Consider the following 12,507-nt stretch of genomic DNA (forward strand, 5'->3'; position numbering starts at 1 on the left):
CTTTGTTACAGCAGGTGCTTCACTTCCAAAAACAGTTCTTTTTCCTGCTCGATTTTCTCTTCACTACCGATGACACAGATTCGGTTCTGGTCCAAAACACACGCTACCACATCTCCCAGGGCACGGATATCTTGGGGCTGGGCATTCAAAATCTGCATCCGCTCTTTTTTCAGCTCGTCCTCTGTGATACCGCTGAAATACGCCTCCAGGGACAATATTCCTTTTGCTGATGGTGTCATAGGTGTATCCAGCTCACTGATCGTACCGATGATATATTTTGTCATCTCTCTCTCGTCAGCTTCAAAACCGCGGATAAAGTCCGGGGTATTACGGAACACTTCCAGCGTTTTGGATAGATTCGGATCTCGGTAAGAAACCAAATACCCGTCACCACTTCTCCTGAAATTGCTCATACAGCCATATGCCCCGCCTTTTACACGCACGTTCATCCAGAGATACTCATAGCTGAGAATCACTTTCAGAATCCGCAGACATCCTGTATATTCATATCCGCCTTCCCGGAAATTACCGGCTGCCGCCACGTACTGCACCTGGCCTGATGTTTTGAATCCCTCATTTTTTACCCGGTAATCAGGCTTATCGTGAGCCAACTCCACATGTTCTGTATAAAGCACATCCTTCAGGCCGCGTACCTCTGTCTCCAGGGTTTTATATCCTTCGCCGTCCGCCGTATAACTCACCGTCAGATTCTCGGGACGGAAAATCATCTTCATAAGAAGTTTGAGCTTCTCTATCACCGTTCCCTTCTCTTCCTGGAAATGGCTTTCAATCCTGTCAAGGAACTGATAAAACTCAATCCCTGCTATTTTTTCCTGAAAATATGCATTGCCGGAAAAATATGACGTAGCCCGCATAACCGCTGTGCTGTGTCCCGAGCTGGCCATACTCATCTGTAACCGGGATTTCATCTTGGCTATGATCTCATAGAGACGTTTGGTGTCATCCATCTTCGAGGTGCAGATGATCTCCTTGATCATGGAAAATACAAAGGGCAGCCCGCTATACAGTGTCTTTGCCTTGATCCCCAGCATCTGTGTCGTATTCTGGTTATTTTTCGCATCCCCAAATACCTGGAGCCCAAATAAAATCCCGCCGCTGTTGGCGTTAATTTCATTAAACAGGTCTGCATAGCTGTAGTTCTCCGTGTCCACATAACCCAGGACAGACTTTAAGATCCCCATATAGGGAATCAGTTCTTCCGGAACTTTTTTCACATCAAAGAGCAGTGTCAGATAGCCGATCCCATTGGTGTACACATCATGGTGCAGCACCAGTGTTTCATCCACATATTCCGGTGTATTGTGTATCTGAACCGTCTCCGTTCCGATATCGGAACGTCTCAGCATGGGAATACTCTGCAGTGCCTCCTCTGTCTCCGGTTCATCCTGGTATTCTTTCAGATGTTTTGTGTCTGCTGCGATCTTGTCTATCGCTTCCGCTGGCAGAGATGCCTTATATGCGGCAAGTTTATCTTCCAATTCTTTCTCTCTCTGGGCTGCAAGCCCACGTTTCGGATTGACCACCACAATAGATGCATGGGGGTTGTCCAGAAGATATTGTTCGATCAGTTTTTCAAAATACCCCTCTTTTGCCTTCTGTTTCAGGCTTTCAAAGATATCCAGTTTCTTCAGATGGTCAAAGGGTTTGCTGTCATCGTACAGCCAGCTGTCAAACACATCAATGCCGTACATAAGCCCTTTGGGGAAGGAAGAAAAGTCAGCTTCCCTGAAACGGAATTCCAGAAAATTGATTCCTGCGGCTATGGCTTTTTTGTCAATTCCCTCTTTTGCAATTTTTCTGAGCGTCTCCTGGATCAAATTCACAAAGGTATCCTTGTTCTCCGGCTTTGCATTTTTTGCCACAATAGAGAAAAATGGCTGGAAAATGCCGTCATCATAGGATCCAAGGATATCTTTTCCCATTCCGGCATCCAAAAGCGCCTGCTTAAGCGGTGCCCCCGGAGCTGACAGCAGGGTATAATCCAGGATTTCAAAAGCAGTGCACTGTTCCACATCCAGGCTGTCGCCCACTACTACGTTATAGGAAAGATATGAATTTTCCTCCAAAGGCTCATTTTCGGATATGGGGTAATCCATGATGATTTCTTTCACCTGTTCAAATGGCTTCTGTCTGGTGATTGCAGAGTTTACAGGAATCTCATCGTACTTTGACAGGTATTCCCTGTCCATCCAGTTCATCCGTTCCTCCATATCCATATTCCCATACAGATAGATATAACTGTTGACCGGATGGTAATAGCGGCTGTGAAAAGATAGAAATTCCGAATATTTCAGGTCAGGGATCACGGACGGGTCGCCGCCTGACTCCACACCGTAAGGTGTGTCGGGAAACAGGGAATTAAAAATCTCCCGGTCAAGCACTTCTTCCGGTGAGGAGAAGGCGCCTTTCATTTCATTATAAACAACACCGTTTAATTTCAGCGGACCGTCCACATCCTCAAGTTCATAATGCCAGCCCTCCTGGCGGAAGATCTCTTCCCGCTCATAAATATTAGGGAAAAATACAGCATCCAGATATACATGCATCAGGTTTTTAAAATCCGTATCATTGCAGCTTGCTACCGGATACATCGTCTTATCCGGATAGGTCATTGCGTTTAAAAATGTGTTCAGAGAACCTTTCACCAATTCTACAAAGGGATCTTTTAAGGGAAATTTCTGAGAACCGCACAGAACGCTGTGTTCCAGAATATGAGCCACACCGGTGCTGTCTGCCGGCGGCGTGCGGAATGCTATATTAAACACCTTGTTTTCATCATCATTTTCCAGCACCATAACTCTGGCACCGCTTTTTTTATGTCTCCACAGAGAACCTTTGGAGTGAATATCCGGAATGTCCTGACAGGAAACCAGTTCATATGCCGGCACATTTTCTTTCTTCATGTTCAGCCTCCTTGATTATTATATTTACTGACCGTTTTTGGCCAGTGTACGCTCTATTGTTTATCTTACCACATTTGTTGGAATTATAAAACGGAAAAAGAACAAATATTCTTCCAATTATATCAAGGCAGCAAAAAGAAGCTGCTGTCTATGCCTCTGCATTCTGACAACAGCTTCTGTCTTGTCTCAAAGTCCGGTGGCATCCAGCGCTTCCTGTGGTATTTCCACTTCCACTGCTTCGCCGCGCTCTTTTATAGTTACAGCCATCTCAAATCTGTCAATCTTCATTGTCTCACCTGACCCTGCTTCAGCGGCAAGATCTGACATCATCTTTTCCATGAGCTGTTTCATATCAATTCTGGTCCGGACTATCTCTTTATTTTTCTGATCAATATACAAATCCACATCGACTTTTTCATCATCGATCCGAAAGCTGCCCAAAACATCTTCCTGCCCCTGCATCTGGCTTGCCATGCCAAACAGGCTGTTCAGTACCTCTCCGCCTATAGAAGAATGGATCACATAACACTCGATGGAATTCTCATCGTCCAGCGCAACCGTTTCCTCGGTCATAGACAGGGAATCTTCCTGAATTCCCTGGTACAACTCCTGTCCGGCAAATACCAGCGCTCCCATATTGCCGCTGGATACATCCGTCTCAGACTTCTGCCACTCTTCCCCGTTTTTTGTATAGGTCACATATTTGTCATCATTCTTCACCGTATAGCTCTCAATGGGAACCGGTATGTTCATTGACATAAGCTGCATATTCAACTCACCGTCCATGCGCATCCGTTCCTCCTGAAACTGCATGTCTGCATCCATATCCATCTGGATGGCAGAATTCTGGACATCCCCAAGCAAATCCTGGGCCTCTTCCAGGGGCACCGCTGCCTTAAAATTCATGGTCATCTGCAGTTTTCCTGATTTGAGCTGTTTCTGACTGCTGATCACTTCTTTCAGCAGTTCTTCCGGATTTTGTTCCTTTGCCTGCTCTTTACCCTGTCCGCACCCGGCCAGAAGCAGCAGCGGTATCAGCACCCCCAGGCATAGTTTTCTGAGTTTTCCCTTCAAAATCTCCCCCCTTTATAATTTAGAGTATCCGTATCCATTTACAATGGCATCCAGTTTTTCACCCTTCCTGCACATAGGACATTCACTTGCTTTGTGCGTCTGGTAATCCGGTACATCCTTTTTATAGAACACGGCATTGATATCCAGGCCTGCCACTTTGTTCACTGCACTGAATATAGCTGACACTCCCTGGATGGTACCACCATAGTAAAGTATGCTCTCCATACACTTTCGCAGCGTCTCGCCGGTTGTGATGGAGCCCATCAGGATCACCACATTTCGGTTCCGGACCATGTGCTGAATGTTGTCACGGAACATAAGCTGACCGTTACCGTTGAATTCCGGAGTAACAATATAAATAGTCTTATGCGCATTCATGGACAGAACCCCTGCCTTTGCCAGCTCCTCCGCCAAAAATGCTCCCACAACTTCCAGCCCATCCAGACAGATAATAGAATCCACAGGGGTAGACGTTTCATATTTAGTAGACAGATACCTGGCGATTCTGGAAGCCTCCGCACATCGGGTCTTCATGGTTGTCATCTCCAAATAATGACTGATATGAGACTGCGGCGTTGCAAAATGCCCCGGAATCACTTTTAACTGAATCTTTTCATCACCGGCTGCATATACCTTAAACATTCTTTCTTCCATTTCCATAGATCATACCTCCTCTTTTTAATCCCCAATTCCTTATTTGTAACTATTCGGCGCCTGCATCGTTATGGGCAAAAAACCATGCAGAATGGCCGTTATCAATGAATTTTACACCTGATTGCGGAATACTTTTTCCCAAGGAACATGCATTCGGTCTGCGCAACAAATGTAGGGGCCTGCGGAATAGTTACACTTATTTTTTTCATATGCTTATTATACCATACTCCTTTTAAGGAAAAAAGAGAAGATTTCTGAAAATAGATATTTTTCAGGAAAATTGTTACTGTTCACTCCATGTGCAGTAACATGTGTCGTGATACACTGATACACAGTTTTGCACTTTAGCATTTTTGCGCTGACTAACCTGGGATTTTGCTGTGCATCGCACATCATCTCTTCGAGGAAAACACCACTCAGGACCATGGCCTTAGAACAATAACTGAAAATCACCGGTATTGGATATCGGGATAATTAGTGATCACTGCATCCACGCCAGCCTTCTGCATTTCCTGGAAACGTTCTTTGGTATTCACAGTCCATACATGCAGAGGAAGTTTTTCCTCCCTGCACTGTTTCAAAAAATCAGGATGCTGCAAATGCGTATAAATAGGATGCAGGGCGTCCACACCCAAACGCTTGGCATATATAGGTGCATCCACAATTCCATCCTCAAACAGCATACCTGTCCGTATACCGGAATTTTTCTGCTTCATCTCCAACAGCGTATAATGATTAAAAGAAGAATACAATACCTTGTCTTCCATCCCCATGCGGGCGGAAAGCTCCAGCACTTTATCTGTCAGCCCTTCATAAAATATAATACTGGTCTTCAGCTCCACATTCACAAGCATCTCTTCTTTTCTCATAAGTTCATACACTTCTTTAAGAGTGGGAATTTTGGCAATTCCCTGTTCCGGAAATGTCTTGTTAAAATTCAGTTTTCTCAATTCCTTCAACGTATGGTCCTTTACCCATCCTGAACCATTGCTGACTCTGCCCAGTTTCTCATCATGAATGACCACAATCTCACCGTCTTTTGTAAGCTGTACATCCAGTTCAATGCCATCCGCCTTACGGCGTACCGCTTCGGAAAAAGCGCCCATAGTATTTTCCGGCGCGTATCCGGATGCACCTCTATGAGCCCAAATTTTCATTTTCTTCATAGATACCCCTTATAAATGCAGTCAATCATTATCCTCATTTTCATAGATATATTCTTCCTCTTCATGCGAATGTTCCCCATAAAACTCTCTTCCCACTACATTCTTCCTCTGTCTGCAGTCCTCCACCATCTCGGAAAGCATGGAACGAACTCTTTTGGGGTCCGAAATATTCTTCAGAACAATTTCCGGATTGCTGTCCACCTTTGTCTTAACGATCAAATCTCCGGTTCCAAAAATTTTACCCGCCAATGTCTGTACCATGGTCACATCCACGATCCGATATAAAAGTGTCTCATCCAAAGTGGTTCTCAGCAGTCCTGCTTCTATCATCAGTCTCTCATTCTCTATATAATACTTGGTAAATGACCAGGGGAACCACATAAAATGCTTCCGGTCTTCCCATATTAAATTGTCACTCATAATAATAACCTCCTTATTATTAATACGTCAAAACTGTTAGTTACTTTCACAGTTACGAATAAAAACCCATAATAAACCGTCCTTGGCAGCAGCATTTCCACCTGCCGGGAAATTTTTATGGTCAGCGTAGTGAATACGCTGACTTGTTAAATAATCGCTATACGTTTCAGTATAATATGAATGTCTCAGAATAACAAGGGTTGTTTGGAATACATACAAAAAACGGAGGTACAGCACCCCACCTCTATTTCATTCCATCCGCCTTACACTCCAAGAAAAAAAGCAGGCACCACCCACCGGTGATGCCCACTGCTTATTTCACTCAAGAAACTAATAATTAGTTTTCTGCATCTCCATACAGAGTAACCAGTTTCTTCAGATATTCATATCTTTCTTTAGCCTGTTTCTCATTCAGAGCAAAGAGTTTAGCAGCCTTTTCAGGATTAGAACGTTTCAGAGAATTGTAACGAACCTCTCCATCCAGGAATGCCTGGTAATCTTCTGTCGGCTCTTTGGAATCCAGGGAGAATTTGCTTTCTGCTTCCGGATTGAAGCGGAAGTTATGCCAGTAGCCGGATTTAACAGCCAATTCTTCCTCTGTCTGAGCTTTGCTCATACCTTTCTTGATACCATGGTTGATACAAGGAGCGTAAGCGATGATCAGGGATGGTCCCGGATATGCCTCAGCCTCAGCAATTGCTTTTACAGTCTGGTTAAAGTCTGCACCCATAGAAATCTGAGCAACATATACATAACCATAGCTCATAGCGATGGAAGCAAGATCTTTCTTCTTAACTTCTTTACCACCTGCAGCGAACTGTGCAATCGCACCTGTCGGAGTAGCCTTGGAAGACTGTCCGCCTGTGTTAGAGTAAACCTCTGTATCGAATACCATAATGTTGATGTCTTTTCCACTTGCTAATACATGGTCAACACCGCCGAATCCGATATCGTAAGCCCATCCGTCACCACCGAATACCCACTGGGATTTTTTACCCAGGAAGTCTTTTTTCTTAACGATATCTTTGCAGGTATCGCAATCAATTCCTTCCAGAGCTGCAACCAGTTTGTCAGTAGCCGCACCGTTGGTAGCACCACAATTGTAGGTATCTAACCACTCTTTGCATGCAGCTTTCACTTCCTCTGAAGCTTCTGCGCTTGCCATTACGGATTCTACTTTTTCTTTCAGGCCGCCGCGGATAGCGTTCTGAGCCAGTAACATACCGTAACCGAACTCTGCATTATCCTCGAATAAGGAGTTATCCCATGCAGGACCCTGTCCTTTTGCGTTTACAGTGTACGGTGTAGACGGTGAGGAGTTACCCCAGATGGAGGAACATCCTGTTGCGTTTGCAATGTACATTCTATCACCGAACAGCTGCGTGATCAACTTCGCGTACGGTGTCTCACCACAACCTGCACAAGCACCTGAGAACTCAAGCAGAGGCTGTTTGAACTGAGAACCTTTTACAGTTGTCTCTTTGAATTTAGCAACAACATCTTCTTTAACCGGAAGAGATACAGCGTAATCAAAGAATTTCTGAGATTCAACATTCGCTTCCATGTTTTCCATAACAAGGGCTTTTGCACCTTTTTTGCCTGGGCAGACATTTGCACAGGAACCACATCCGGTACAGTCAAGAGCGGATACTGCGATAGCAAATTTATATTCTTTCATACCGGTCATATCAAGAGCTGCCGGAGCATTTGCTGCCTCAGCCTCTGTCATAGCAACCGGACGAATGGATGCATGTGGGCATACATAAGCACAACGGTTACACTGGATACAGTTTTCAGGCTGCCATACCGGGATATTTACTGCAATACCACGTTTCTCGTAAGCAGATGTTCCGGATGGAGTTGTACCATCAACATATTCTGTGAATGCAGATACAGGCAGTGAGTTACCTTCCTGTGCTGTAACTTTAGCCTGAACGTTGTTAACGAAGTCTACCACTTCTTTTCTTCCGTTCTCTGCATGAGTCAGGTCAAGACCTTCGTCTGTAGCAGTTTTCCAGCTTTCCGGAACCTGAACTTCTACGATCTGTTTTGCACCTTCATCAATAGCTGCCCAGTTTTTGGCAACTACGTCATCACCTTTACGTCCGTATGTAGCTTTTGCTGCTGCTTTCATCAGATCAATAGCCTGAGCTTCCGGAATGATGTCAGCCAGTTTGAAGAATGCGGACTGCAGGATTGTGTTGATACGAGTCGGGCCCATGCCTGTCTCAATACCAATCTTAACACCATCGATCACATACAATTTGATGTTGTGGTTAGCAATAAATTCTTTTACCTGTCCCGGTAAGTGTTTTTCCAGGCCTTCCATGTCCCAAGGACAGTTCAGCAGGAATGTACCTCCGTCTACCAGTTCCTGAACCATGTTGTATTTTCTTACATAGGAAGGATTATGGCATGCAACGAAGTTTGCTTTCTTGATCAGGTATGTAGATTTAATCGGTTTTTTACCAAAACGCAGGTGAGACATAGTAACACCGCCGGATTTCTTTGAGTCATAGTCAAAGTAAGCCTGAGCGTACATATCTGTGTTGTCACCAATGATCTTGATGGAGTTCTTGTTAGCACCTACTGTACCGTCAGCGCCCAGACCCCAGAATTTACAGTTGATGGTTCCTTCCGGTGTTGTAACGATAGGAGTACCAACTTCCAGAGACAAATTTGTAACATCATCCACGATACCTACCGTGAATTTTTTCTTCTCTGTGTTCTCATATACAGCAACAATCTGAGCCGGTGTGGTGTCTTTGGAACCTAAGCCGTAACGTCCTGTAAGAATCGGAACTGCATCGAATTTGCTTCCCTTTAATGCAGCAACAACGTCTAAGTATAACGGCTCACCCAGAGAGCCCGGTTCTTTTGTTCTGTCTAAAACAGTGATCTGTTTTACAGTTTCCGGAATAGCTTCGATCAATGCGTCCGCGCAGAATGGTCTGTACAGACGAACTTTTACAACACCGACTTTCTTGCCGGCTGCCAGTAAATAGTCGATAGTCTCTTCAATTGTATCGTTTACAGAACCCATAGCAACGATTACGTGCTCAGCATCTGCTGCGCCGTAGTAGTTGAACAGTTTGTAGTCTGTACCGATCTTAGCGTTTACTTTGTCCATGTATTCCTGAACGATTGCCGGTAAAGCATCGTAGTACGGATTACATGCTTCTCTTGCCTGGAAGAAGATGTCAGGGTTCTGTGCAGAACCTCTCTGGCACGGATGGTTTGGATTCAGTGCGCGAGCACGGAATTCATCAACAGCGTCCATGTCTACCATCTCTTTTAAGTCTTCGTAATCCCATGTCTCGATCTTCTGGATCTCATGAGAAGTACGGAAACCATCAAAGAAGTTGATGAACGGAACTTTACCTTTGATAGATGCCATATGTGCAACCGGTGTCAGGTCCATAACTTCCTGTACGGAAGATTCACAAAGCATAGCGCATCCTGTCTGACGACATGCGTATACATCGGAATGGTCTCCGAAGATTGACAGTGCGTGGCTTGCAAGTGCACGGGCGGATACGTTGAATACACCCGGTAACTGCTCACCAGCGATTTTATAAAGATTAGGGATCATTAACAGAAGACCCTGTGATGCGGTATATGTAGTAGTCAGGGCACCTGCTGCCAGGGATCCATGCACAGCACCTGCTGCACCAGCCTCAGACTGCATCTCAGTAACCTGTACTTCTTGTCCGAAAATGTTCTTTCTTCCCTGTGTTGCCCATTCGTCTGTAGCCTCTGCCATTACAGATGACGGGGTAATCGGGTAAATCGCTGCAACATCGGAAAATGCGTAAGACGCATGAGCTGCTGCATGATTACCATCCATGGTTTTCATCTTTCTAGCCATTTGTTATTTTCCTCCTTGAAAATTGTTATAAACAATGTTCCACTTCGCTCCCCGAAGTCTATCGAAATTATATCACGATTCGCCAAGCATGTCCATTTTTAAACGAAAATAAGTAGAATGTTTTTTGAAAAAAACAAATCCTGACTACTCTTCCTCCATAATTTCACGAATGGTCCTGGCACCAAGCTCTCTGAGCAGGTTTTTTTGTATTTTGCACAGCTCTTTATGGACCTTACATCCCTCTTCATCCTGGTTACGCACACAGGGCTTGTCCGGATTCATACACTCGATCATGTAAAATTCCGGCTCCACTGCCAGGTAGATATCCAGCAGGGTAATCTGGCCAATATCTTTCTTCAGTGCATATCCTCCATTGCTTCCGCGGAAGCTCTTCATTAAATCTCCTTTTTCCAGTTTTTTGAGTATTTTATATACAAATGCGGGAGTCAGTTCCTCCTTTTCGCATATCTGGTTCACGCAAAGTTTTTCTCCTCCAGCAAGTGCCCGGACAATCCGCACCGCGTAGTCGCATTCTCTCGTAATCAGCATTTTTCCTGTGCTCCTTTCCTGTACTCTCTGTGGTCTTCTCTCGTCCCTCTTTTTTTTCTTAATGGTGTCCATTATACCTTTGTATACTTAATTTATCAAGTATTTTAAAAGAAATGCTTGCAAATTCCACATTTTACTGTAAAATAAGAAGAGATTACGCAAAGAAAATTGTAAGTTTTTTATAAAGTGAGGGATTAACATGATTGCAGCAAATAAGGTCACTTTACGAATCGGTAAAAAAGCACTGTTTGAAGACGTCAATATCAAGTTTACGGAGGGAAACTGTTATGGTTTGATCGGCGCCAACGGCGCCGGCAAATCTACTTTTTTAAAAATTCTTTCCGGTCAACTTGAGACCACCAGCGGTGATATCACAATTACACCCGGACAGCGTCTCTCCTTCCTTCAACAGGATCACTTCAAATATGATGCCTATTCGGTTCTTGACACAGTTATCATGGGCAACAAACGTCTGTATGATATTATGAAAGAAAAAGAAGCCATCTACGCAAAAGAAGATTTCACTGATGAAGATGGAATCCGTGCCAGCGAGTTGGAAGGTGAGTTTGCCGAGATGAACGGCTGGGAAGCTGAATCCGATGCAGCACAGCTCTTAAATGGTCTGGGAATTGAAACAGAACTGCACTATTCCATAATGGGCGACCTGACAGGAAGCCAGAAAGTTAAGATTCTACTCGCACAGGCCCTGTTTGGTAACCCTGATATACTTCTTCTGGATGAGCCTACCAACCACTTAGACCTGGACGCCATCGAATGGCTGGAAGAATTCCTGATCAATTTTGAGAATACGGTCATTGTAGTGTCCCATGACCGTTACTTTTTAAATAAGGTATGTACACATACTGCTGATATTGACTACGGTAAAATCCAGCTCTATGCCGGAAACTATGATTTCTGGTATGAGTCCAGCCAGCTTCTGATCAAACAGATGAAAGAAGCCAACCGGAAAAAAGAAGAAAAGATCAAAGAGTTACAGGAGTTTATATCCAGATTCTCCGCCAACGCGTCAAAATCAAAACAGGCCACATCCAGAAAACGTGCCCTGGAGAAAATACAGCTGGATGATATGCGTCCTTCCAGCCGCAAATACCCGTACATTGATTTCCGTCCAAACCGCGATATCGGAAACGAAGTACTCATGGTAGAAGGCCTTTCAAAAACCATTGACGGTGTGAAAATATTGGACAACATTTCCTTTACTCTCGGTCATGATGATAAAGTTGCATTTGTGGGGGGAAATGAGCAGGCCAAAACCGTACTCTTCAAAATCCTTGTTGGAGAAATGGAGCCGGATGAGGGAACCTACAAATGGGGCGTCACTACATCTCAGGCATATTTTCCTAAAGATAATACAGCCGAGTTTGACAATGACCTGACCATAGCAGACTGGCTGACGCAGTATTCTGAAATTAAAGATGCGACTTATGTACGTGGTTTTCTTGGACGTATGCTGTTCCCGGGTGAGGACGGTGTAAAAAAAGTCCGTATACTCTCCGGAGGCGAAAAGGTAAGATGCCTTTTATCTAAAATGATGATATCCGGTGCCAATGTGCTGGTTTTTGATGAGCCTACCAACCATTTGGACATGGAATCCATTACCGCACTGAATAACGGTATGATAAAATTCCCCGGTGTCATTTTGTTTGCATCCCATGACCACCAGATTGTACAGACCACAGCGAACCGTATCATGGAAATACTTCCAAACGGTGTACTGATCGATAAGATCACAACCTATGATGAATATCTGGCAAGCGATGAGATGGCAAGAAAACGCCAGGTATATACCATGACAGAGGAAGACAACTAAAACTCAAGAAAAAAGGGAGCA

The 12,507-nt window shown here is 44.4% G+C and carries 8 protein-coding genes; 1 reads left to right on the top strand and 7 read right to left on the bottom strand.

Annotation, left to right across the window (positions count from 1 at the left end; all coding sequences use genetic code 11):
• Positions 1–5: 5 nt before the first annotated feature.
• From C6P39_RS00535 to C6P39_RS00565, 7 genes are all read right to left on the bottom strand, one after another.
• The gene (locus C6P39_RS00535; protein WP_104802420.1) at positions 6–2,924 is read right to left on the bottom strand and encodes an insulinase family protein; all 2,919 of its coding nucleotides are present in this window, start codon (positions 2,922–2,924) and stop codon (positions 6–8) included.
• Between the two features lie 186 nt (positions 2,925–3,110).
• Complete coding sequence (locus tag C6P39_RS00540; RefSeq protein ID WP_104802421.1) at positions 3,111–3,998, bottom strand: hypothetical protein; 888 nt, start codon at positions 3,996–3,998, stop codon at positions 3,111–3,113.
• A 12-nt stretch (positions 3,999–4,010) separates the two neighbouring features.
• Complete coding sequence (locus C6P39_RS00545) at positions 4,011–4,652, bottom strand: phosphoribosyltransferase (protein ID WP_095174350.1); 642 nt, start codon at positions 4,650–4,652, stop codon at positions 4,011–4,013.
• 449 nt (positions 4,653–5,101) lie between these two features.
• Complete coding sequence (locus C6P39_RS00550) at positions 5,102–5,818, bottom strand: glycerophosphodiester phosphodiesterase (RefSeq protein ID WP_104802422.1); 717 nt, start codon at positions 5,816–5,818, stop codon at positions 5,102–5,104.
• Positions 5,819–5,839: 21 nt separating this feature from the next.
• Complete coding sequence (locus C6P39_RS00555) at positions 5,840–6,238, bottom strand: PH domain-containing protein (protein WP_095174201.1); 399 nt, start codon at positions 6,236–6,238, stop codon at positions 5,840–5,842.
• 337 nt (positions 6,239–6,575) lie between these two features.
• Complete coding sequence (gene nifJ, locus C6P39_RS00560; protein WP_104802423.1) at positions 6,576–10,106, bottom strand: pyruvate:ferredoxin (flavodoxin) oxidoreductase; 3,531 nt, start codon at positions 10,104–10,106, stop codon at positions 6,576–6,578.
• 144 nt (positions 10,107–10,250) lie between these two features.
• Complete coding sequence (locus tag C6P39_RS00565; RefSeq protein WP_104802424.1) at positions 10,251–10,655, bottom strand: RrF2 family transcriptional regulator; 405 nt, start codon at positions 10,653–10,655, stop codon at positions 10,251–10,253.
• 199 nt (positions 10,656–10,854) lie between these two features.
• Between C6P39_RS00565 and C6P39_RS00570 the strand changes: the two genes are divergently transcribed.
• Positions 10,855–12,486, top strand: coding sequence for an ABC-F family ATP-binding cassette domain-containing protein (locus C6P39_RS00570; RefSeq protein ID WP_104802425.1), 1,632 nt, complete (start codon positions 10,855–10,857; stop codon positions 12,484–12,486).
• Positions 12,487–12,507: the final 21 nt, after the last annotated feature.

The organism is Blautia marasmi, assembly GCF_900258535.1.
GTDB classification, from domain to species: Bacteria; Bacillota; Clostridia; order Lachnospirales; family Lachnospiraceae; genus Blautia; species Blautia hominis.